A 24,249-nucleotide genomic window follows, 5' to 3' on the forward strand; every position below is an offset into this window, starting at 1 on the left:
TTTAGTAGACTTTGTTTCGTAGCCCGGTTAAATAAATATTCATGCCATCGGAAATTCAACATAAATAAACTGGCACGATTCATTGTGCAACAGAGGGCACTTTGATAATCAATGAATAAATGAAATTATATAATTTCTTGTCGTTACCGATTTTGCTTTTTCTGGGATTACAGCAGGCTTCTGGTCAGGCTATTGAGAAAAATGGCTGGTTATTCTGGTCGCACCAACAAAAATTATCTGAAAGATGGCAATTCAGTTCTGACTTACAAGTCAGGTCATCGGATCGGTTAGGATATGCAAATACACTTTTGATACGTCCTGGCGTCGGTTATAAGCTAAGAGCAGATCAAACCGTTACCGTGGGTTATACATATTTTGGAACCTGGGAAAGAGAAAACAACGAATCAGTTCATGAAAACGAACACCGGGCTTTTGAGCAGTTTCAAATTGAAAATAAAATTCAGCGCATTGAAATCACAAACAGGTTCAGGTTCGAACAACGTTTTCTGGATCAAGAGGGAGATAAATTTTTCGCACAGCGAATCAGATATTATATTACCACGCAAATCCCATTGTTCACTGACCCGCTTTTTGAAAAAGGAACTTTCCTGACCGTTCAAAATGAGTTATTCCTCAACGTCCAGGGACAGGATAAACTTGGCACTAAACTTTATGATCAAAACCGTTCTTACCTGGGGCTTGGCTACCGTTTTAACGATCTTTTTGAAGCTGAGGCAGGTTATATGTTTCGCTATATTGTTGACGAAACAAATACCCGGAATAATATTCTTCAAGTGTCTGTCAGGACTTCTTTTTAACCTGCGAAAAACCACGTAAACCTGTTTTATCGACAAACTGAACATAAATATCTTCACTAAGCGAGCCCCATTATTCTTCCGAAAAGTATTTAAAACTTACTAAGGAAGATTTTTCAAATATAAGTTCTCAGTATTATTTCAAGTTTTAATCAAATTTAAATAACAAAACTGATTGTCTCAGATTACATTTGTGCATAAAGTTTATCAATCCTTTTTCGAAAATGAAAAGTTTATTTTCTCTGATACTGTTTACCCAGCTGTTCATCGCATTTGATTCTTCCGCTCAGGACACACAGCCACTCGGCCGGGTAACCTGGAACCACCTGGCTCTTCAAGTGAAAGACATTGAGGCCAGCAAGGCTTTTTATAAGGATATTATCGGACTGAAACCAGTACAGGTTCCGGATGATCTTAAAGCCATTCGCGGTTGGTTTGATATTGGAAATGGTCAGATGATCCACCTTTTAGCAGGCAGAACTGCACCCGTTGTCAACGATAAAAATGGAAGTCACTTCTCAATTTTCGTAGATTCCATTGATCAGACAGAAAAATTCCTGACTTCAAAAAATCTGAAATTCCACAAACAAGTTCGTTTTGATAAGGTAACACAAATCTACTTCGAAGATCCGGACGGATATCTGATCGAAGTTAATCAGAGAGCGAAATAAAAAGATCAAAAAAAGGAGATACCAGATTATGGCGTCTCCTTTTGACATTTATGCTACTCTAAATTTCCTTTGAAAAATTCTTTTCGAGATGTTTCATTACGGTTGCTGCCGTTAAACCATGGATAATGACGGACAAAAGAACAATGAAAGAAACCGTTGACCATAGCTCCTTACTGTACAAAAAATCTTTTTCCGCGAAAGCAAAGGATAGGTAATAGAATGAACCCAGTCCCCGTATACCATAAAAACTGATTCCCAATTTTTCTTTGTTGTGTAATTTCGTTCCTATTAATCCAATCATTCCGGAAACCGGACGAATGACAAGTATAAAAATAACTCCTACAATCGCCATTGGCCAGGTCAAAGAGTCCAGAATTCCGTGCACCAAACTACCTCCGAAAACAAGCAGAACGACGGCTACCAAAATCCTTTCAACCTGGTCTGAAAAATCATGAAGGTCTTTGTGAAACTCGTTTTCAAATTCGTAGTTACGTAACGTCACCGCCGCCACGAATACTGCAATAAACCCATATCCATGGATTAACTCAGTCAGTCCGTATACCAGAAGCGCGGAAGCTACGGCGATAAAACCGTCATTGATATTGATAAATTCTCTCTTCTTGGAAACATTAAAAATCAGATAGCCAAGCAAACTACCTAAAAGAATTCCGGAAAGTACACCAGCAATTATTTTATAAACAAAGTCATATGCGAACCACTCAAAAAGGTGGCTAGCATCGTTTGGCGCAAGTGAGGCAACGGTTATTGCAAGCCAGGTAAAGGGAAAGCCCATTCCGTCATTCATTCCGGCCTCAGCGGTTAACGAAAACCGCACGTCGTCTTTTGTTTTTTCCAAAGGCGGTCCCACCTGAACATCGGCTGCCAAAACCGGATCGGTCGGCGCAAGGACAGCCCCTAAAAGCAAAGCAGAAGGCAGGTCAAAATGCAGGAATGTAAATGCCAGAAACGCAAGCAGAGCAATACATAAAACCATCGTAACTGTCAGCATTCTGAAAGGAACTTCCCACGCTTTTAACGAAAAAGGCCGGTCAATCTTCAAACCGCCTCCCATAAGCGAAATGATGATCACGAATTCAGTTGTATGTTTCACATAATCCTCATACCGAACCGGGTCCGGCTTGGGAAGCATGTCCATGAAGGAATAAGCAATAACCCCTAAAAGTACATAAACCACAGAATCGGATATACCGGTTTTTTTGGTAAATGATGGCATCCAGGCCATCCCCAGTGCGGCAACTCCGATAAGTGATATCGTCACAGTATAATTATCCATGCCCGAGCGATAAAAACAATCATGCCTTTGGACTTGCCTTAAAAAACTTATTTATTTGTTATGTCAGCAATTATTTTCATTTAATGTCTTTAACAATGATTCCTGTCCATTTCCAAGATTTTGTTAATAACCTAATTTCTATCCTTCAAAAAGACCAGGAGTACTTGGCTCTTGCCGCAGGAGGCTCCTGGGTTGATCAACAGATTGACCGTTTTTCAGACATTGACCTGGTTATTGTACATCGATCGCAAAGTTTATCTGTTGACCAGCGGATACAATTAGCAGAATCGGCGGGTGATCTTCTTTCAGCTTTCACAGGAGAACATGTAGGTGAACCACGTTTGATAATTTGCCTTTATGACAACCCTCTCATTCATGTAGATTTAAAATTTGTGCATTTGGAGGATATGACAGAGCGCGTCGAAGATCCTCTTGTTTTATGGGAATGCGAAAACATATTGTCTGATGTTATGGCATCATCTAAATCCGCCTTCCCTCATCCGGATTTTCAATGGATTGAAGATCGTTTTTGGGTATGGATTCACTATGGAGCGGCAAAAATTGGCCGGGGCGAATTATTTGAAGTACTAACTTTTATTTCATTTTTACAGCAAACAGTTCTTGGGCCGCTCGCACTTCTGAATAATGCCCATTTGCCAAAAGGTGTGAGAAAACTGGAAATGATTTTGCCCGCAAGTGATCTTGAAGCAATGCTAAAAACCAATGCTTCGTACGATCAGGAAACGTGCCTGCATTCTTTAAAAAATGCCGTTGCTTTTTACCGTATCCTCAGAAATTCTCTGATGACAAATAAAATACAATATCGAACAAAAGCGGAACTGCGGGTAATGACATATCTCGAAGATATCCACTTATCTCTGAACCAATTATAATCGACACATTTAAACTACTTAAAAAATTAACTCCTAGTAAAATACTTACCAGGAAAATGTTATTTCCCCCAAATCAGATATTACCAAATAAAACATAAATATTCTTATACTTAAATATACATTTTCACTAATCTGAAATTTTAGTAATAATTTTCCTGATTTTCATTTTCAGATCGGCTTTTGATTTACTATATTTATGATTAGCAAGTAGTTACGCAACTACCCGTTTCAGATCGCCGCAAGCCAGATTTTATTTCCAGGGAAGTATTCCCAAAAAATTATCAACCATCAAAAATCTAACTTTATGGGCGTGAAAATTGACCGTAGAAGTCTGTTAAAATCAGGATTTGCATCACTTGGCGCAATGGCAGTTGCACCATTTCTAAGCGACGGGGCGTTCGCTGAAACTCCACTTAGGCTGGACAAGTCTAACCGGCTTTTTCTAAGTCCGATGGTACGTGCGCATTATCTGGATCAGGAGCCTAATTTTGCAAAAGTCGTGGCAAGAATCGGCTCTAACGAAAATCCTTACGGACCTCCTCCAATGGCTCGCAAAGCGATTTCCGATTCCATTGAAAAGGGTAACCGATATGCGAGAACTGAACTTCGTGATCTGATCAGCAAAATCGCGGTTAAAGAAGAAGTAGCTCCCGAAAATATTATGATGGGAAACGGATCGGGCGATCTTCTGGAAAAAACGGCACTTGCGATGTTTGACAAAGGTGGAAACATTGTTTCTGCCGACCCAACTTACATGTCACTTATTCGTGTGGCTGAATCAGTTGGCGCAACCTGGAAGCCTGTTCCTTGCAAGGCAGACTGGTCTCACGATCTCGATGCGATGGAAAAAGCGATTGATAAGGATACCAAACTGGTTTACTTATGCAATCCAAATAATCCGGTGGGCTCAGTAACCTCAACGAAAGCACTCACTGATTTTTGTAACAGGGTTGCTGATAAAGTGCCCATTTTTATAGACGAAGCCTATCTTGAATTGATAGAAGGAGCTGATAACAAAAGCATGGTTTCTCTGTTGAAAAACAAGAAAAATATTATCGTAGCACGTACATTCTCGAAAATTATGGGAATGGCCGGGCTTCGCGTAGGTTATGTTGCAGCACTTCCTTCAACTTTGGAAAGTATCAAAAAAGTGACCAAAGGCGGTGGAAGCGGAATCGCCTGCACATCTGTTTACGCAGCTTCGGCAGCAATGGATGATATCGAATTCCAAAACAGTACCCGCAAATTGAACACAGAAGCGAAAACCTATTTGTACGAAAACCTTACTGCGATGGGCTATAAATATGTTCCTTCGTATACCAACTTTGTAATTTTTCCGATTAATATGCCGGGTAAAGAATTCCTTACGAAAATGTCAGATAAAGGAATTATTATTAAAGCGATGGACATTCAGGAAAAACCCTGGTGCCGTGTTAGTATTGGTACCAAAGACGAAATGAAGCTATTTGTAAGCGCATTGCAAAACATAAGTTAACCCTACTTGACACTACGAAGGAATCCCGGTTTGAAATTTTTCGGCCGGGATTTTTATTGTGTTGATTCTTACGTCCGCGTTAAGTCAAAATTCTGCCTGTCGCATATTCGATCTGATTTATTTCTCCCAAGAGCCTACTTAATTTCCTTTTTTTAAAACTGGCAGTTGTGCTTATGAAATTCGATTCCCTAACCAATTTTCGCAGGCATAAATTTTGATATTGCCATTGTTAAACTAAAAACCATGGCAGCATCAAAAAAGAAACGCAATACGAAAAAGAACAAGCTGGGTGTTAAAAATTCCCTCGTTAATAACATCAATGCCCGCAAGAAAAAGGGAACTTCCCGGCCCAAAAAGAAAAAAACAGTCAGCAAAAAAGCTTACAGCAAGATGCAAAATGACTGGGGTAAAAAGAGAAGCACGAAAAACAGAAAGCGGAAAACAAAAAGGAAATCACGTAAATGATTTTCAGGCAGTTCCGGAAAAGCAGCGACAGCAAAATAGCTGCCTTTCCGGGAAATATCTGATCAATTGAAAGCAGCATCACCGTTCTGCCGTTTGATTGGTTAGCGCATATTCTAAAACTTTGTCACGGTTTTCCAGTAAATCTGCGGCGGTTTGCCTGATTTCAACATGGGGTAAAACCCCTCTCGACTCCTCGTTGGACGGTTTGACCGCAGCGTAATAAGCTGCAACAGGGATTCCGATATCATAGCCCGAAGCTGGCAGTTTTAAGATTATAAATGTCCCGCTATTGTCCCCTGAATAACCTCCTCCACTTTCTTCACCAATAAACTTTCCCCGATTTTCACTTTTAGCAACGGACAAAAATTCTGACGTCACCGAGAAGCTTAGCCCATCGACCAGAAAAGATACGTTTTCTTTATATGCATTTTTCCTAGGTCGCTGAATCCCCAGATTTTTGTGGTGAGTCCATAAATATCCTCCATCTTTTCTCCTCCTGACCAATATGGACGCAATGCCTGAGAACTTTGGGAAGTAGGCAAACTGCCGGTAGGTCACGTCCTTTTTCTTCCTGACATGCAGCTCAATCCGGTCGTAATACCTGAATTTGTCCACGGCTATATACGAATATAATTGCTTTCCCAACTTATCATTTCCCCCTTCGTTGCCACGCACGTCAATAATCAGATGTTTAATTTGTTTACTGGAAAATTCATTAAATGAAGTTTTCAAAAACTTTGAAAAATCCCGGTTTGAATGTTCCGGCATAAAACTCGCTACTCGCAACAAGGCTGTTGATTCGTTCAAAAAGGTCAATTCATTCTTTTTTCCATGCACGACAACCTCCTTATCCAGCTCCTTCCATGCTGCTGCCGAAATTGGCGGCAAATCCAGCATTTCGGTATTTCCTGACTGATCCGTCACTTTTATCCGGAAAGAAGATTCCAGAGTCTGAATAAAGTCAGCATACCAGGCACTGAAATATTGCTGAATTTGTGCATCTGCCGAGGTTTTTCCTTTTCCATCTACAAACATATTTCGCCTTAGAGTTTCGATAATTCCCGAGACAGACTTCCCATTAATCTCCTGAATGAATTTCCCCCTTAGATTTTCGCGGGCAGCTTTGACTATAAGTAAATTATCATCTTCATCAAAACGGACGATGATTGGCAGCACCTTGTCAGCATGAAAATAAAATGGAAATTCCTTGAACGGTGGCAGAAATTTGACGTGCCCGCATTTGATTGTAACCATCAACGGATTAACCAACCGAAAGAAATCTATCCTGCTAACAGAATCCTGTCTTTGTATCCCGCCGGCGATTGAATCAAAGCGGGAATTAAAGGCGACCTGCTGACCAAACCGGTTCAATCCCGGATGAATTTCCTCCACAGATTTCCTGATAATCTTTAAATCTTTAAGAGCCTGGTCACGGCCAAGTTTCAACGCTTGTCCCCAGCAACTCGCAACTGTTGTAGCTAATAAAATAATTAGAATAATGTTTTTCATGGCCTATATTTTTGGACAAAAATCCACGCTAATAGTGACTGTACGGTCTTTCCCGATAAGTTCGGACCTATTAATTTTGTCAGACAAAACTTAATATGATGGTAACAGCAGTTTTATGTTCGGGAATAGTACAAGGCGCTCTACTCGTGCTGCTTTTATGTCAAAAAAAATTAATACAACCTCAAACCGGATATTGGCTTTACTGATATTTCTCATCGTGGCACATCTGAACTTGATCGCCATAGATGTCAACAATATGTTCGTCCGTTTCCCTCACCTGAGCAGGTTATCATGGTTGCTGCCGCTGTGTTATGGGCCGCTGATATTGCTGTTAACGAAAAGCCTGGTCTCAAAAAATTTCAAATTCGGGCGCCTTCATATCCTGTATTTTTTACCATTTATAACGTATCTGATTATACTGACTCCCTTCTATTTTCAAAGCGCGTCAGAAAAAATCTTATACCTATCGGATCAAGAAAAAGTCTTGAAAGCCGATTTTGGCTGGATGAACCATTTGACAAATTATTTTCACGTCGGTTTTGCAATCGCTGCTTTATTTGTGTACAAATCTCACGACAAAACGGCGTTGCGTTCACAATCAGCCAGAAAAACATGGCTTGGAAGATTTCTCTATTTTATTTTTGCAATATTGGTATTATCCCTTTTTACTTTTTACACAAAAAAACTGGGGATAGAACCTTTTGCAGCGATATACCCAAATCATTTTCTTCTGGTAATCGCTCTGGTTTATTGGATTGCCTATAAAATCTTACAGGAAAAGCCGGAATTTATTTACTTGACTGAGACCGATAAATATTCTGACAATCAGCCAAAATACCTCAAAACAGGACTTGATATTGAGACTTCGAGAATTTCTGCAAAAAGACTTTTACACCATATGAAATTGGAAAAACCTTATCTCGATCCTTCGCTGACTATAACGGATTTGGGGAAAATGCTATCACTTTCCAAACATCAGATTTCGCAGGTTATAAATGCAGAATTTGATGCGAATTTTTATGAATTCATCAATAATTACCGCATTGAAGAGTTTAAACGTCAATGTCAAAATCCTGCAAATGCTCATCTTTCACTTCTTGGAATTGCTTTTGAGGCTGGTTTCAACTCGAAGGCAACCTTTAATCAGGTTTTCAAAAAGAAAGAAGGGATTACGCCTTCGGAATTTGTTAAAGGAATAAAACGTAAAGATTATTTTATCAAACAGGCATAGAGATTCCCGTTTCACACCAGATAATACCGGATTATGCCAATGGTATATTTCGTTTTCAAACAATTGCTGCATTTCTTACTGGAAAAATAGGAATGAAAGAACAATTTTTCAGGCAAACAACCCTCTGTTTTTAAAAACGCTGGTTAATCAATATCTTTGAAATAAACCCCAGCGCTATGTTTTCCCTCTCCGGATTAAAAGAAAATAATACCACAGTTTCAACTGAAATCCTAGCCGGCGTATCTTCATTTTTGGCAACAGCTTATATCATCGTTGTCAATCCATCCATTTTGAGTCAAACAGGGATGCCGTTTTCAGCCGTCCTTACTGCTACAATTTTGGTTTCATTTTTCAGCAGTTTCATGATGGGTTGGTATGCGAACAATCCAATTTTGGTTGCGCCCGGAATGGGACTAAATGCTTTTTTCACCTTTACAGCAGTCTTCACCGAAAAGCTCAGCTGGCAGGTTGCATTGGGAACTGTTTTCTGGTCAGGAATATTTTTTCTGCTATTATCTGTTTTCAACATCCGGTCCTATATCGTAAAAGCAATTCCGAAACCGCTTCGTTACGCCATTGCATCAGGAATTGGGCTTTTTATAACGCTGATTGGTTTTTCCAATGCAAAATTTATTGTGGCAAATCCTGTTACGATGGTTAGCCTCGGAAACCTGAATGCTTCTACCTGTACATTTCTGGTCGGTTTGCTGGTCACCGTGATTCTTTTAAACCGGCATGTGAAAGGCAGTATTCTGATTGGTATAGTCGTAACGAGCATTCTTGCATGGCCAATCGGACGATATTACGGTGGGAATGAACCCCTGGTGACGATCACTGAATTTGTTGCCAGACCTGATTTCAGTTTGTTATTTCAACTTGATCTGGTTAATTCATTGCAATGGAGCCTTGCCCCGATCATCCTTGCCTTTGTCTTCACCGATATGTTTGATAGTCTATCAACTTTCGTTGGCCTTGCCGAAGCTGCGAATCTTTTAGACGAAAACGGTGAACCCAAAAACATCCGGAAATCACTGATCGTCGACGCTTTTTCAACGACCCTTGCCGGGCTTACGGGCAGCAGTCCTGGTACTGCCTACATTGAATCTGCTGTGGGTATTGAGCAAGGTGGTAAAACCGGTTTGACTGCGATGGTTGGAGCTTTGCTGTTTCTTCCGTTTCTATTTCTATCGCCAATTCTCAGCGCAGTTCCTTCCATTGCGACGGCGCCTGCGCTTGTTTTAGTTGGCGTGTTTATGATGAAACCTGTTGTAAAAATAAATTGGAACGATCTGAGTGAGGCCTTTCCGGCATTTCTGGCGATGGTGCTTATACCTTTTACGTATTCCATTACGCAGGGAATTATCTGGGGATTTTTGAGCTGGACTGTCTTACACATCGCGACCGGGAAAACCCGCGAAATCAGTTTGGCACTCTGGATTATTGACTTATTTGCAATTTTAGCTTTAATACTATAACAATTTATATGAGAAAAAAATACCTGCTTTCGCTCCTGCTTTTTGCTTCATCTTTCAATACCTTTTCCCAAAATATCACAGGCGTCCTCGGTGCTTTTCCGCCTGAACTTGTCTTGCTGCGGAGTAAAATGGAAAACAGGAAAGATACCGTCATTGCCCAAACGCTTTTCTCCAAAGGCATGCTGAACGGAAAATTGATTGTCCTTGCACAGACGGGAATCGGAAAAGTAAACGCGGCTATCACCACCACGCTGATGATCGAACATTTCAAACCTTCGGAAATCGTATTTTCCGGAATTGCCGGAGGAGTGGATACTTCTCTTAATCCAGGCGACATCGTGATTGGAACAGAAGTAAAATATCACGATTATGGTGCTATTGAAGATACGGGCATGATTTACACGCCGACAAAAAACCCTTATGATATGGCTGAAAATCCCATCACTTTTAAATGTGATTCGGCGTTGATCCAGAAAGCGGTTTCTATTTCGAAAAGTTTAACTTTTGAAAAAGTAAAACGCGAAAATGGAAGTTTTTTTCCAACTATCACCAAGGGGATTGTCGTTACTGGTGATGTTTTTGTAGCCTCCGAAATTGCGACCAAACGTTTAAGAAAAGACCTGAATGCAGCCGTGACTGAAATGGAAGGGGCTGCCATCGCCCAAACCTGTTATCAGCAAAAAGTACCATTTCTAATTATTCGCAGCCTGAGCGATAATGCGAACAAAAAAGCATCTGCCGATGTAAAGAATTTCTATCAGATCGCCGCGGAAAATGCAGCGATCATGGTGATGGGTGTCGTAGGTAAAATTTAAATAACCGATCACACTTCCCCAGTTCTCCGGCTCGGTAAAGAAAAATCAGTAGTGATTTCCCGAACGGGTGCAGAAGTCAGCTTAACAGGTTCATTAAAAAGTTTATTTACTTCCTGCTGAATATCGGCCCAACATGTCACTTTCTTGATATAACGACCCGGGACTGGCTTAGTATTGATGCCCTGTTTGAAAAGCCAGTCGGCGCTCTCATAGGAAAAGATTAAAATCGGGAGCTCCGGCTTATGTTTAATCGTGTATTTGATCAACGACAGCACCTGCTCGTCCTGCTTGTTTAATGAAACAATGAAGAGATCATAGTTTTGCTTTACTTCATTCACTTTGAAAAGTGAGGATTGCAAAATCTGGCTGATACTTTCTGCCGTTTCAATTTTGATGTTTTTATTTTCTCTCTCTAACCGACTGGATATCCCGATTTTGAAGATTGATTCACTTTCTAAAATCAAAAGATTATACATAAAAAACTGACAATTTTGAGGATGGTGTTACAAGGGCTTTGGAAAACAAATTTAAGCGAGAAATCACAATTAAAACTATGTGGACCCGTAAATTAATGTAGAATTATTTTGATTAACCTACATTAGCTTCCAAATACCGAAGGCATGCAGTATTTGATCAGATAACAATACCTTAAAATCAAAAATTTAATATTTTAGTAATTTTAGCTCTCGAATTTATCAGCTCTAAGATGATCTTTCTCAAATCCTTACTTTTTTTCGCAAGCCTGACGGCGTCGTTGCAATTTTCTAAATCTTACTCCCAGACTATCACAGAGATACAAAGATTTCAGGTATCCGAAGCAAAACAAGCCGTTGCAGTTGATGAGCAATACTTTTATGTGATCAATAATAGTACAATTTTAAAATACACCAAAGCGGACGGCAAGCAAGTGTCCAGTTGGGAAGGAACCAAAGATGGTATCAAACATCTCAACAGCGGTGTAGTGATTGACGGAAAATTGTATTGCGCCAACTCGAATTATCCCGAAATTCCTATGGCAAGCAGCATCGAAATATTTGACACAAAAAATTTACAACACATTGGTAACCATAGTTTTGGAATTGCAGAACATGGCTCCCTAACCTGGATTGATCAAAAAGATGGCTTTTGGTGGGTCGGTTTTGCGCATTATGGCGGGAAGGAATCCAGTGAAGGAAGAGACGTTCGCTGGACTTCGCTGGTGCGGTATGACAAAGAATTCCGACAACTTGAATCCTGGATTTTTCCTAAAAATATTGTTGAAGTGTTCACCCCGAAAAGCAACTCCGGCGGTGCCTGGGGAAATAATGGTTTACTATACTGCACGGGGCACGACCGGCCGGAAGTATACGTTATGAAAATTCCAAAATCGGGTTACACGATTGAACATATTGCAACGCTGCCTGCATCAATTCATGGACAAGGCATTGCAATGGACCGTTCTGTTCAGAAAAAACAGATAATTTATGGGTTGAACAGAGCGACAAACACAGTCACAATTTCGGAAATTAAGTAATGCAAAACATCAAAAATTTACGACTTTTCTGATTCTATGAATTGATCAGCGAAGATCTTGATTCTAAAAGGTTGTAGATTATCACCCGACAGTTTTATCTCAAAACGGAAGTTTGTCTGAGCCACTTGTTTCATTAGCAAACTTTTAAATACATTTAGGTGACAAACTAGTTTTATCTGACCACCTGAATCTTAAAATTATGAAAAAATTTACCTTCCTTTCTCTTTGTGTATTAACGCTATTTTCTTGCACCCAGAAACAGCAAAACGACGGAAAAAATGAAAAATTAATTCGTCAATATTTCGAATCTTTCAATAAACATGACTGGAAAAGTCTTGCGAATTTTTATACCCAGACAGCCGAATTTAAAGATCCTTCGCTAGGTCAGGGAATTGTCAAACAAAACCGGGAGCAGATTGTTAAAAAATATAGCGAATTAAGTCAAACTTTCCCTGATGTTACAGACAAGGTGCTGAATATCTATCCGTCAGGTGAAAATCATGTGATCGTTGAATTTGTTTCCACAGGAACAGCTCCCGATAGTTCAAAATTTGAATTGCCGATTTGTACAATTTTCAAAATTGAGAATGGACTGATAACAGAAGACTTTACCTATTACGATAATTTCGAAGAATAGCCGGTTCTTCTATAATACTAAAAATGAAAAAAGCCTTTATTCAACTTCACATATCCATAATCCTTGCAGGATTCACGGGCGTTTTCGGGAAGGCAATATCACTTAACGAAGGCCTGCTGGTTTGGTACCGAATGCTTATTTCCGGAATTTTGCTCCTCCTGATTTTAGGTGCTTCGAGAAAACTGAAAGCAGTTTCCAGAAAGGATTTTCAACGCATTGCGCTGACCGGCTGTTTGCTGGGACTACACTGGATTTTCTTTTATGGGAGCATTAAGTATTCGAATATTTCGGTCGGTGTAGTCTGTTTTTCCCTGACTGGATTTTTCACTGCCATCCTCGCCCCTATCCTGAATAAAAAGAAATTTGAAGCTTCGGAACTGCTGCTCAGCGGATTAACATTATTGGGAATCGGTCTGATTTTTAGTTTCGATTCACAATATCGTACAGGTATTTTGCTCGGCGTGATGTCCTCGCTTTTGGTTGCATTTTACACAATCGCTAACGAGCGACTGGCTCATTCGTTTAAAAGTGAAGTCATTACGGTTTATCAAATGATCGGCGGAAGTATAGGTCTCGCTTTTCTGATGCCATTTTACCTTCATTATTTCCCCGTCGAAACGATGATTCCTTCCTGGCAGGATTTGGGTTACCTGATTATGTTGTCACTGTTCTGCACCGTTCTTTTGTACATGCTGCTAATCCAGGCGCTCAACAAAATTTCTGCATTTACCGTAAACCTGAGCTTCAACCTGGAACCTATTTATACGATCATCCTGGCCATTCTGATCTACAAAGAAAACCGGGAATTAACATGGCCATTTTACATCGGTCTTGGTTTGATTATACTCTCGGTTGTGCTGCAAATGGTCAAAGTATCAAGGCAACATAAAAAGGAATTGATTTAGTTTAACTTTTTAATAATGAAAATGCTGCCCATAAGGACAGCATTTTCATTTTCGAGAAGGGGTTATAATATACTTAGCTTACAGTATGTATATAGTATTTCTAATTACTTATTTATGACAATCTTGTGCGCGCCAGACGTTCCGTCAAGATGAGTCAGTTTCAATAAATACATTCCGTTTGCCAAATATCCGACAGGGATTCCACTGGAAATGATGCTCGAAAGGGAAGCTGGTGAAGATCGGTATGCCACCACTCCATTCGTGTTCACAATCGAAATTTCCTTTACATTTTCAAGATCGATATCTTTCAGAAACAAGACATTGGAAACAGGGTTTGGATATACACTTACACGGCTTTCCGCGCTTCCAAATTTAATGTTTCTGATAGTACTGTAAGCAAATGTTGCGTCGCGGTCGATCATTTTCAGACGGTAATAATTCATACCCCTTTTAGGAGAAACATCTGAGAATGTGTAGTGAAGTAAGCTTTTGCTTTCACCGGCGGCTTCTTTTTCTCCAATAAAATTCCAGTTTTTTGCGTCTGTGCTGCGCTCAACCTCAAAGCGTTCTGCATTTACTTCTTCCGTAGTCGCCCATTTCAATTGCGCCGTACCCGTTTCTTCTGTTACAGAAAAGGAAACAAGTTTTACAGGAAGTGGAGAATTAACACAAAACTCTATCGGATCGCTGATATCTGTACAACCGCCGCCAATAGCCGAAAGATTGGTGGATGCAGTAAAAACTGGTGAGGCAAAACCATTGGCTGTATTGTAATTTACCGCGTAGATTCGGTAAGTACCAACAGATGCAGGTGCTGTCAAAGTAGTTGCCGTCCCGCTTGAAATAATCACATCAGCATTGTTTGTAAGTACATACCGCGTTTCATATCCTGCACTGGTATTCTGTCCAGCTGGCGTAAAAGAAATAGAAGTGCCGGTCACTAAACAACCACCTGTTATACAGAATGTAACTGACGTAGCGCCTACCGAAACACAAGTACCTGAGACTGCGCTGATGTTACTGCCACGAGTAAAAGCTGGTTCTGAATCGTCACGGAAGTTGACAGTGTAAATTTTGTAAGATCCATCCACGCCTGGTGCGGAAAAGCCGCTTACGACTGTTTTGATAATAGTCCCATCTTCGGTTGTGAGCACGTTTGCAGTCGTATAACCTGCCGTAACATTATTGCCAGAAACGGAAAAATTTATAATAGCCCCGGGGCTCAGACATTGTGAAAAACCATTGAGCGAAGCGCCCATAAAAATAAAAACCAGCGCAATCTGACTCCAAAGCACCCATTTTTTAGAATGTATCATGTTTGATGATATTTAAGTGTTGGAAATCAATTAAGGATTAAGCGTGATCGTGCCTGCCGCCGGCGTGCAGCAGTCCGCAGCCTGAACTGTGACAGAAGTTGCCACCGATGCTCCACAGCCGTCCTTCACCATAATTTGATAAACGCCCGGAGTTAAACCACTTTTGATGTTGCTCGCCTGATAGGTTGCGCCGTTATCAAAACTGTAAGTTTGGCCTGTGATAGGGTTATCGATTGTAATCGTACCGGTTGCCAATGAACAAGTTGGCTGGGTAACCACAGCAGAAGGCGTTGGCAAAGGCAAACATCCGCCGAATGTGAAGTATGAAGCACCAGGAGCCCATGCTGTTGCGTATGAGAAATAATCAACGCCGTTAATTGTTATTGGCGTTAGTACCAAGGGGTATGTTGCGGCTGAGGTTGCAGAACCGGTCGCGTTTCTAACGATACGCGGCGAAGTGTAAGCCGAGACCGCACTGGCCGGGAAAAGAAGTGTAACGGCCTGCGAGATACTTCCAGCATTTTCTACCTTCCACCATCTGTTAAAGACATCATTTACATTTGTCAGGTTACTTGCATAACTGGTACCTGGAAGATTATTATCACCCCAGATTATATACCTTCTGTCCAGACCGATAGCACCTGCGTTTGCTGCGTTGGTCGCCTGTGGTGCACCGTTAAGACTCATAATAACCTGATCTCCCGGATTGGAACTCTGGCTTTGTTTTTGTAATAAAAGCGAGGTATCGTCACGACCAACACCCGCAATATTATTTTCATATCCTGCCACTGAATATACCGTTGAACCATCTGATGTCACATAATCAAAGGGTAACGTCTTTCCGTATTTGATAGCAAGATATGTTTCAACCTGCTGGCGTTCCAGCGTTGTCAGATCTTTTTCATATACAATTGTTTCAAACAAATTCCCTGCCCAGGGTTGCGTATTGCTGATACTGCTTCCTATGCGGAGCTCCTTACCTTCAAGGCTATACGCACCGATAGCACCGTTTCCAGCTGCGGCAGATGACCCATTTCTAAATATCTGGTGATTAAAGGCTGGAACAGCGACAGTTCCCGTTCTAAATGTCCATATATTATTTGTATTGTAGTCAGAAGCGGCCATCGGTATCGCTATTCTACCTCCGGAAACTGCATTTCCCATATCATAATAAATCGTCCCACCGTTCGGAAGATGTACGTTCAAACGGTTATTACTTGTATTGGCATCCGATGACCCCCACAAAACGCTGGTCAGAGAAGTGGCATCGCCAAGTATTTTTGCAGCTAAAAAAGTGGAATTACTATTCACCGGATCAGCGCCGAATACCGTAGAGTTTATCAAAACATCATTTGTTCCATTAAAACGAACGACCGGGTTCCAGTTCGCCAGATTTGCCGCGTCATCATAATAGGTAGCTGTTCCAATAAAGTTTTTCGCTCCAGGCTGTGAGGTCCAGCTTGTCACAGCGCTTGCGTTTGTCGTTGTACCGGTTCCGCTGTTGGCCTTTAACCAGACCATAGCGCCTGTAACACCTCCCGGAGATTGTGCGTGCGAGGTTGAGATCGCGGCTAGTAAAATTGCCGTCATCTGGCAGCCAATAAAAAGATTTTTCAGCCGGATAGCTCCGACCTGAAATGTGGTAAAAAGTTGTTTCATAGTTCTAATTAAGAAATTGATTTACTTCAACTGATACAGGTAAATATCCCGATATAATGCTTTTCGACTTCTACAAACTCTACCTACATACAGCAATAAGTATTTCGATACGAGCGATCAAATCTATTAACTATTGAAAAATTAATTCGTAGCGACACTTTTGGCGTCTGTGTAAAATAAATTAGACAAGCCCTGAAAGTAGTATTTTCGTAACGCATAAGGATACCGGAACACGCCGGTTTGGCTGACCAATAAGATATACTTTAACAAGTAGGCTAAGCAGGATTTCTGAAATGGATTTCTATCTGTTTTGTCCTGAGGCATTATTAAGTTCCCAAACTTTTTTCAACAGCTGAGACAAATTACTCACTTTCATCTTTTCAAAAATCCTGTTTTTATAAACACTCACTGTCGGCAATGCAAGTGATAATTTATGAGCAATTTCACTGGTACTTTTGCCTGCGATAATGTGCTCCATTACCTCCGCTTCACGAGTGGAAAGTCGGGATATCTGGGATGAGAGACTCATAATCTGATTTTCAGGATCGATATTTTCCAATAAATGTTCCGTCAGAAACGGGCTCATGTAAATTCCGTCAGCAAGAATTGTTTGGAAAGCGGACTGAAATTCTTTTACCGTGCAGGTCTTCGGCACAAACCCCCGCGCTCCGGCCTTGATATACGAAATTGCATAAGTTTCTTCCGGATAAGAGGAGAACATCAAAACCTTCAAGCCAGGTCTGATGGCAAATATTTCGTGCAGCATACCAACGTGATTGCCCCCTGGAATATTGATGTCCAATACCAGCATATCATAAGAAACGGCATTTATCATTTTCAGCGTACTTTCAACAGAAATTGACATATCGGTTTCGCAGTCCGGATATATTTCGCTGATCATCATACCAGCGCCCAAGGCAATTACGCCATGATCATCAGCGATGAGAATTTTCAACATAATTTAAATAAACTGGTAAGGAGGTAGTGTTAATTACGCAGTAAACTTAAATTAAATAAACGACCGGTTTCACTTTTTCACGAAAGTTATATTCAAGTAAGATCGTTTGGCAGTTGAAAACAGACGCGATTTTTAGTAGTCGGCAGGAGGTAAAAAAACACCAGACAACAAAACATGATATATATCATATTTTCAGATTAAGCGAATTTTGAATATAGTTCTAAATTTGCACTGTCTTTACATGCCTTAGTTCAGGTACTTTCGATCAGCATTTACTTATCCTCCTCTATTCATTACACTCAACTTTTTAATATTTTGCAAGCACATGGCTGCCCCTTAGCGGCCATGCGTATTAAAGTCTGCTACGGCCTCATTCACCTATTACTAATAATTTAGTTATTTAATATTTTTTAATACAATAGGCAGCTAACACTGGCGTTTGGATTTTATGTTTCACCTAATCCAATCAAATCATTATGAGATCACTAACTGTACTTTGTTTGCTTTTCTGTCTTAGTTTTTCGGTAGGTTTTGGGCAGAAATCCATCGAAAAAATTGGATACGTAGACCAACAGCTGATCATCGAAAGAATGCCTGAGTTTAAAAAACTGAATCAGGAAATCACGTTGAAAAGCCAGCAGTATGAAAAAATCTTAAAAGGAAAATACGACGACTATGAAGCGAAGTCCGCAGCTCTTGACAAATTGGTTGCTGGCAAAGCTGAGCAAATGATAATAAGAGACAAGGCGCTGGAACTTGATAACCTGAAAAAATCTTTTGATGAATTTGAGGCTAATGCCATGAAAGAACTTCGTGATTATTATTCCAAAAAATTCTCTCCGATCAAGCAAAAGGTGAATGACGCCATTGTTTTCGCTGGCCGCCAAAAGGGTTATTCTTTTATTTTGAGAATGGATCTTAATCCGGACGGAGGAGATATATGGCCAGTTGTATTATTTGCGAGGGATTCGACGTCTAATCTATCCTCGGAAATCATGAAAAATCTTGGTATTGACAGTACGGCTGCGTCGGCAAGAAGAATCGGCCTTCCTCAGATGCTGCAACAGAAGTAGCTTGAATTCAATCTGAAATGAAAATGAGAGCTTGAAGGCTCTCATTTTCATTTTGAATATAAAACGATTGATATATTCAGGCCCAGATTCGTGATCAATAAGTCAGACTTTTTAGATAAGCAATCGTCTGAGGAACCTGGGTGGCATAACTTGGACTTTCGTCTTCGATATAATAATGTTGGATCGATGATTTTTTAGCGGCTTTTAAAATCGTCGGAATGTCCAGCTGTCCAGTTCCTAAGGCAACGTCATTTTCAACCGGCGTCCCACCCGAAAGATTACCCTCTACGCCTTTGCGCAGGTCTTTCATGTGAACCAATTTAAAGCGAGTAGGATATTTGTTGATCAAAGCAGCCGGATCCTGCCCAGGAAAAAATGCCCATAACATATCGAGCTCGAAGCTTACATATTTCGGATCGGTTTTCTGAATAATATAATCCATCAACGTCCCGTCTTCGTGTTTTTCAAATTCATAGCCGTGATTATGGTAGCAGAAAGTCAGCCCGAATTCGTCTTTTAGCTGCTTACCCATTTTGTTAAAATCGGCAACGGTTTGCTGAGCCATTTCCAGTGTGAAAGGACCTTTGTGAGGTATCCACGCCACCCGAACGAACTTGGCACCTAAAGCCTTGGCGTTCTGTCCGACTTCCTGCGTTTTGTTAAGCGCATCATCATAGCTAACTCCAAAAGAAGAACATTTTATACCTCTTTCGTCCAGCAGTTTACGAAGCTCAGGAGCCGTTTTTCCAAACAAACTCGAAAATTCCATATCCTTTATTCCCAGTTCTTTGAGCGTATCCAGAGTGGCGGCTGCGTCCTTACTTAAACTTTTTCGAAAAGTGTAAGAAACCATTCCCGGTTGCTCAGTAAAAAGAGGTTTTCCTTTTTGTGCATAAAGATTATCATTACCCAAAGCGAAGGCAAACGCAAGAAAAGTCAGGTGTTTAATTTTCATATTAAAAAGATAAGTGATTAAGAAATTTCATGAGTTGATACCGTGCTAATGGACGAATTAAAACGCCGGAGTCCCTGTTTAATTTTCAACTTATTTTCAGTTTCGTATACCCGGCAGCTAAAATGTGCATTTCAACAAATCCAAGATGCGCTTTTTGAATACATTGCTGCTGTTTAAAAACCTATTATTTTGAAGTGCCAGACAAGACTGATTAACTCCACACGCCATTTACAAAACAAAGCAGATGAGGCCGAATCTATACTTAAAAACGTTCGAAGATAAGGAATTGGTTTATGGTGGATTACGCTAAAAAATACATCTGAAATTTGATATCAACAAACAACCGTTAAATCAAAACTACCACCGAAGACAAGCGACTTCTGTTGAATTTCACTAACTTTAACATACTGTAAATCAAAAGATTGATTGCCATATTATTGATCTTCGCTCAAATCTGTGTCAGATTTGAGGCAGGATCACCTATGCCAAAAGCCAGTAAAATGTTCACTGCACACACTCAGGTTTTTTGATAAATCTAACCAATGCAAAAAGGATTTTCAATCATGAAATCATTTTTACCCAGCAGAGAACAAATTCCTATTATGGTAACGTTGGCCATTCTGCTTTCGCTGGGAGCGATGTATTATTACAATTACCTGCCAGCCAGCCAAACGAATGTCAACCGGTGGAAATTTCGGACTTTGCAGAATGTGAATGATAATATTCGCGCAAAAATGGACAATGGATACATGCTACTCGAAAATTATTTAAAACCGGGATTGGATAAAATCAGTTATCATAAGGAAAATAAAAATATAAAACTTCTGAAAGATCTCCCGCTGGATACTATTTCTCTCGTAACAGATAAAAAAGATACAATTCCCAAGTTCAGCATAACAGATGACAATCAGTTGCTGATTACCAGAATGGACTCTGCTGGCAACCTTCGGATATCTCTTCGCTATAAGTTTGATGATTTTTTGAAACCACTCTTACCTGATTTTGTTTTTGATCATTATATTGTAGTGAACGACAAGGCTGTTGTGTATCAGACATTCTCTTCCGGCCTCGACTATTCTGCTGATTCACTGCAAAAGTATTTGACAAAAACTTCGGGCACTACAATCAAAGACAAAGAATTCGGAGGCATTTCCTACAAGCTGTTCATGCAGCCGGTGGTTTATGACAGTTCCACCAAATTTATCGTCATAGGGCTACTGACGCAGGAACACTACGACCAGGAAACAAGCAAACTTGCCCCGAGTGTTATTCTTTTGCTGATCACGCTTTTCACATTTATCGTCATAACGTTTCCCGTAATTAAAATTTATAATCTGAGAAAAGAAGACCGGCTAACCATAACAGACGCACTATCATCGACGGTCGTCTTAATGGCCATGATGTCATTACTCTTTTTTATTTTCATCAAATATGATTTTTTATTTACAGAAGAGGTAAAAGAAGACCCAAAAAGAGTAGTCGCGAAAGGGCTTGAAACAGCTTTTTTAAAGGAAGTAAAGGATGGAATTGACAAACTGAGCAGCTTTGACTGCATGGCGACAGAAAGCAAAATAATTGATACACTTTACGGAATTGGAAAATATAGGAGTTCAAACACTGGAAAAGCGCAGAATGATTGTGTTGAAACAATGGCAAGTGCTCTGGACTTTGACCGGATTTTTTGGATGAATGAAAAAGGAGTAGAAATAAACGCCTGGAAATCAGACTCAATAGAAGTCTTTTTTCCGGGAAAGTTTGCAAAACGAGCTTACTTCAAAACCATTTCGCAGAAGCTGGGTTATAGTAGCTATCCTCAACTAAGATCCAAATTTTATGTCGATCAGATTTATTCCTGGATTGACGGGAAGTTCTTTACCGTGCTGGCAATTCCTTCAAATGTTCCAGGGATGAAAGTTGTTGCTATCACAATAAATCTTCTCAGCCTCGACAGTCTCAAAATTATTCCCGGTTACTCATTTGCATTTGTTGATAAAAGCGGAAAAGTATTATATCATTCGAAAAGATCGAAAAATTTAAACGAAAATTTACTGTTAGAGTTTTCAGAGAGCGATAGGCTTGCGGGCGCAATTAAAACTGAATCGTCATCCAATTTCAAAACTGATTATTTTGGTCATAAGTACGACGTCTATATCCAGCCAATTTCAATGCTTCCCTATCATCTTGTTATCATGGATGATCTCATGTACAAGGAGTATCGGGATATAGACGTTTATAGCTTTACGTTCTCAATGCAGTTTACGCTTTTCCTCTTTTTTACGATACAGATGCTGGCTGTTTTCTTCGCGTCTTCGCATCGTTCGTTATACAAACTTCAACTTTTTGAAACCAGCTGGGTTGGGCCTAAAAAATCTTCACACAAAGAATATATTCTGGCGACGATTTTCAATTTATATATCGCTGCTTTGCTCTGTTTATTTTCGTACGATACGGTCATGTCCAGGTTTTACATAACCTTTTTTGCAATTTCTCTTCTTCCCGTTTTTTTGAATCTTTTGTTTGTAAAAAAATATTATGCAGAAGAAAATATTATACTTAGTAAATATAAGATGCGCGCTATGTTGTGCGCGTTAAGTTTCCCAGTTGCGCTTTCATTGTTGTCACCATTTGTGCTGGGAGATTCTCTGAGTAACCTTTTGGAATTTCAAATTCTATGTATTTTCCCTATTCTTATAGTACTGAATTTTGGTAAAACATTTGTTGATGTCACAAAATTCATTGAAAGCCTTGCTTCAAAAACAAAATATAACCAGACTTTTACTGCACTCATTTTCTCCGGAATAGTTGTAACAAACGGAATTCCAATAATCATATTTTTCACTTCATCTTTCAATTATGACCAACATCTTATCGCTCGATCCAAACAACTTGAATTAGCGAAGAATTTACATAACAACACGATAGAGGTTGGAAGAAAAAACAATTTCACACCTTATGACATTTACAAGGATTCCTTATGGGTCAAAAACGTTGGTACAAAGAAACCGAGCGATACTTTGGAAACCAGGGAAGACCGGCAAGCAGCAAGGTTTCTTAACGATTTCCGCGTTTATCAAAGTGGCCATTTGTTAAATATTAAAGACCTGTATACCACGAAAAGATCCGGACGTTTCTACTTTTTCAATAACATCATGAGGCAAGTGACTGCTGAAAAAGATAGCACCGTAACAAATATTCAGCAAGAGGGCGATTCGTCAATCCTGCTGGAATCATCTGCACTCAACTTTTCATTTCCCTCACTATTAAGAATTAATGGGATTATTTTCTGGTTCGTCTTCGGAGGTTTATTGACTGCGATCCTGTTTTTGATATATAACCTAGTAAATAAAATTTATTCGTTGAAACTTCCCGAAACCAAAAACTGGGAATACATTGATGATGAAATTTTGACAAATAAAGAGCTTAACAATTTTGTTTTTCTTATCAAAACTCCCGGCGCGGATCCATTGGAATTTATTGAGAAAATAATAAGATCTCATGAACCAAATATCCCCCGAACCGGACAAGTTGACAAGGACCATGCTCAACTGAAAAAATATTATAAGGAAATAGACTTTTCAAAACCAGACGAAAAAACAAACTCGTTCGATAAAACATTAGACGATTTCAGAGAAAAAATAAAACTAGGCAAGGATACTCAATCACTGATCGTTATTCACCACTTTGAACACAATTTCAAAGATTCTGCTTCCAATCTGGAAAAACTTAAAAAACTGGAAGATATCTATCGTACAGCCAAGGAAAAAAATCAAAAAATATTGATTTTATCAACGATCCATCCCGGCACTTTGATTGAAGCATTAGACGAATCTGACGATAAAAAAACGGATCACAAGACCAGCGAAAGATGGCAGGTTTTGTTGGCGAACTTCCGTATGATAAGTCAAAAACTCCAAAGATTTTCTGTGCCCGATGCGAACCTGACATCTGCGATATACAAAGAAACGCAGTATACGGATTATGCAAATAAGCTTGCCGAGCCTGCAATGCGAATTTTTAAGGCGAATTTACCAAATGATGAAGAAAACATATCGTATAAATTGCAGTTGACTTCCTATCATTTTTACGGAGCCTTGTGGCAATCTTTTTCCAAAGAAGAAAAGTTTATGTTATATGACCTTGCAGAAGACGGACTGGTCAATTCTTATGATAAAAACACACTTTATCTTCTTTTGGAAAAAGGGATCGTGGTTCAAAACAACGGTATGTTGAAAATATTTAGCCGTGGTTTTCGGAGTTATATTCTTGCTGGCCTGGGGAGCTATGAAATGGAGAAGTTAATTGAAAAAATTAACGATAATCGGAACTGGAATAAAATTAAACTTCCACTTACCCTGGTTTCTATTGCCATTATCGGTTTTCTGTTTTCATCCCAACATGAAACCAGCACTAAATTATTGACGTCCCTGGGAGCGCTGGCAACGATATTACCAACAATCATCAACTTTTTATCTTCTATGGGAGGTGATGGTTCTTCTCAAAAAGGAAAAGGATAAATGAAATTCTTACATGAAATGTTTATCTACCAGTGTTCAATACTCGAAAGACTGTA

20 protein-coding genes are annotated in these 24,249 nt (G+C 39.8%); 13 read left to right on the top strand and 7 right to left on the bottom strand.

From position 1 onward, the window contains the following. The first annotated feature begins 119 nt into the window (after window positions 1-119). Together L0657_RS25135 and L0657_RS25140 are read left to right on the top strand one after the other, a co-directional pair. Window positions 120-818 carry a DUF2490 domain-containing protein gene (locus tag L0657_RS25135; protein WP_235153536.1) on the top strand — a complete coding sequence of 233 codons (699 nt, stop codon included), beginning with the start codon at window positions 120-122 and terminating at the stop codon, window positions 816-818. A 221-nt stretch (window positions 819-1,039) separates the two neighbouring features. Continuing rightward, on the top strand, window positions 1,040-1,486 hold the full coding sequence (locus L0657_RS25140; RefSeq protein ID WP_235153537.1) for a VOC family protein: 447 nt from the start codon (window positions 1,040-1,042) through the stop codon (window positions 1,484-1,486). 58 nt (window positions 1,487-1,544) lie between these two features. Here the strand turns inward: L0657_RS25140 and L0657_RS25145 are convergent, their stop codons facing one another. After that, window positions 1,545-2,780: a sodium:proton antiporter gene (locus L0657_RS25145; RefSeq protein ID WP_235153538.1), complete on the bottom strand. Its 1,236-nt coding sequence runs from the start codon at window positions 2,778-2,780 to the stop codon at window positions 1,545-1,547. Between the two features lie 95 nt (window positions 2,781-2,875). Between L0657_RS25145 and L0657_RS25150 the strand changes: the two genes are divergently transcribed. The 3 genes from L0657_RS25150 (at window position 2,876) to L0657_RS25160 (ending at window position 5,633) form a co-directional block, all read left to right on the top strand. After that, entirely contained in the window at window positions 2,876-3,673 is a 798-nt protein-coding gene (locus L0657_RS25150; protein ID WP_235153539.1) for an aminoglycoside 6-adenylyltransferase, read from the top strand. Between the two features lie 304 nt (window positions 3,674-3,977). Then, window positions 3,978-5,168 carry a histidinol-phosphate transaminase gene (locus L0657_RS25155; RefSeq protein WP_235153540.1) on the top strand — a complete coding sequence of 397 codons (1,191 nt, stop codon included), beginning with the start codon at window positions 3,978-3,980 and terminating at the stop codon, window positions 5,166-5,168. A 243-nt stretch (window positions 5,169-5,411) separates the two neighbouring features. After that, window positions 5,412-5,633 (top strand): hypothetical protein, encoded by a 222-nt coding sequence (locus L0657_RS25160; protein ID WP_235153541.1) that lies wholly within the window; start codon window positions 5,412-5,414, stop codon window positions 5,631-5,633. Between the two features lie 78 nt (window positions 5,634-5,711). Here the strand turns inward: L0657_RS25160 and L0657_RS25165 are convergent, their stop codons facing one another. Further along, window positions 5,712-7,142: a S41 family peptidase gene (locus L0657_RS25165; RefSeq protein ID WP_235153542.1), complete on the bottom strand. Its 1,431-nt coding sequence runs from the start codon at window positions 7,140-7,142 to the stop codon at window positions 5,712-5,714. Between the two features lie 157 nt (window positions 7,143-7,299). Here L0657_RS25165 and L0657_RS25170 point away from each other — a divergent pair, with 157 nt between their 5' ends. The 3 genes from L0657_RS25170 to L0657_RS25180 all read left to right on the top strand — a co-directional run bounded on the left by L0657_RS25170 (window position 7,300) and on the right by L0657_RS25180 (window position 10,663). Beyond that, window positions 7,300-8,373, top strand: coding sequence for an AraC family transcriptional regulator (locus L0657_RS25170; protein WP_235153543.1), 1,074 nt, complete (start codon window positions 7,300-7,302; stop codon window positions 8,371-8,373). A gap of 176 nt (window positions 8,374-8,549) precedes the next feature. Then, complete coding sequence (locus L0657_RS25175) at window positions 8,550-9,848, top strand: NCS2 family permease (RefSeq protein ID WP_235153544.1); 1,299 nt, start codon at window positions 8,550-8,552, stop codon at window positions 9,846-9,848. Between the two features lie 8 nt (window positions 9,849-9,856). Then, complete coding sequence (locus tag L0657_RS25180; RefSeq protein WP_235153545.1) at window positions 9,857-10,663, top strand: 5'-methylthioadenosine/adenosylhomocysteine nucleosidase; 807 nt, start codon at window positions 9,857-9,859, stop codon at window positions 10,661-10,663. Window positions 10,664-10,671: 8 nt separating this feature from the next. On the opposite strand, the gene L0657_RS25185 is transcribed toward L0657_RS25180, so the two are convergent. Next, window positions 10,672-11,139 (bottom strand): hypothetical protein, encoded by a 468-nt coding sequence (locus L0657_RS25185; protein WP_235153546.1) that lies wholly within the window; start codon window positions 11,137-11,139, stop codon window positions 10,672-10,674. A 230-nt stretch (window positions 11,140-11,369) separates the two neighbouring features. On the opposite strand from L0657_RS25185, the gene L0657_RS25190 reads away from it, so the two are divergent. The 3 genes from L0657_RS25190 to L0657_RS25200 all read left to right on the top strand — a co-directional run bounded on the left by L0657_RS25190 (window position 11,370) and on the right by L0657_RS25200 (window position 13,718). Continuing rightward, window positions 11,370-12,176, top strand: coding sequence for a hypothetical protein (locus tag L0657_RS25190; protein WP_235153547.1), 807 nt, complete (start codon window positions 11,370-11,372; stop codon window positions 12,174-12,176). Window positions 12,177-12,375: 199 nt separating this feature from the next. After that, window positions 12,376-12,813: a nuclear transport factor 2 family protein gene (locus tag L0657_RS25195; RefSeq protein WP_235153548.1), complete on the top strand. Its 438-nt coding sequence runs from the start codon at window positions 12,376-12,378 to the stop codon at window positions 12,811-12,813. Between the two features lie 23 nt (window positions 12,814-12,836). Beyond that, complete coding sequence (locus L0657_RS25200) at window positions 12,837-13,718, top strand: DMT family transporter (protein ID WP_235153549.1); 882 nt, start codon at window positions 12,837-12,839, stop codon at window positions 13,716-13,718. Between the two features lie 104 nt (window positions 13,719-13,822). On the opposite strand, the gene L0657_RS25205 is transcribed toward L0657_RS25200, so the two are convergent. The 3 genes from L0657_RS25205 to L0657_RS25215 form a co-directional block, all read right to left on the bottom strand. After that, complete coding sequence (locus L0657_RS25205) at window positions 13,823-15,034, bottom strand: T9SS type A sorting domain-containing protein (RefSeq protein WP_235153550.1); 1,212 nt, start codon at window positions 15,032-15,034, stop codon at window positions 13,823-13,825. Window positions 15,035-15,064: 30 nt separating this feature from the next. Next, window positions 15,065-16,693, bottom strand: a complete 1,629-nt coding sequence (locus tag L0657_RS25210; RefSeq protein WP_235153551.1) for a hypothetical protein — start codon at window positions 16,691-16,693, stop codon at window positions 15,065-15,067. A 301-nt stretch (window positions 16,694-16,994) separates the two neighbouring features. Then, entirely contained in the window at window positions 16,995-17,651 is a 657-nt protein-coding gene (locus L0657_RS25215; RefSeq protein ID WP_235153552.1) for a response regulator transcription factor, read from the bottom strand. Between the two features lie 476 nt (window positions 17,652-18,127). Here L0657_RS25215 and L0657_RS25220 point away from each other — a divergent pair, with 476 nt between their 5' ends. Beyond that, window positions 18,128-18,724, top strand: a complete 597-nt coding sequence (locus tag L0657_RS25220) for an OmpH family outer membrane protein (protein ID WP_235153553.1) — start codon at window positions 18,128-18,130, stop codon at window positions 18,722-18,724. 94 nt (window positions 18,725-18,818) lie between these two features. Here L0657_RS25220 and L0657_RS25225 read toward each other — a convergent pair whose 3' ends face one another. Continuing rightward, window positions 18,819-19,679 (bottom strand): sugar phosphate isomerase/epimerase, encoded by an 861-nt coding sequence (locus L0657_RS25225; protein WP_235153554.1) that lies wholly within the window; start codon window positions 19,677-19,679, stop codon window positions 18,819-18,821. 563 nt (window positions 19,680-20,242) lie between these two features. Between L0657_RS25225 and L0657_RS25230 the strand changes: the two genes are divergently transcribed. Next, the gene (locus L0657_RS25230; protein ID WP_235153555.1) at window positions 20,243-24,193 is read left to right on the top strand and encodes a cache domain-containing protein; all 3,951 of its coding nucleotides are present in this window, start codon (window positions 20,243-20,245) and stop codon (window positions 24,191-24,193) included. The last annotated feature ends 56 nt before the right edge of the window (window positions 24,194-24,249 follow it).

Source organism: Dyadobacter sp. CY345 (genome assembly GCF_021502725.1).
In the GTDB taxonomy this organism is placed as follows: domain Bacteria; phylum Bacteroidota; class Bacteroidia; order Cytophagales; family Spirosomataceae; genus Dyadobacter.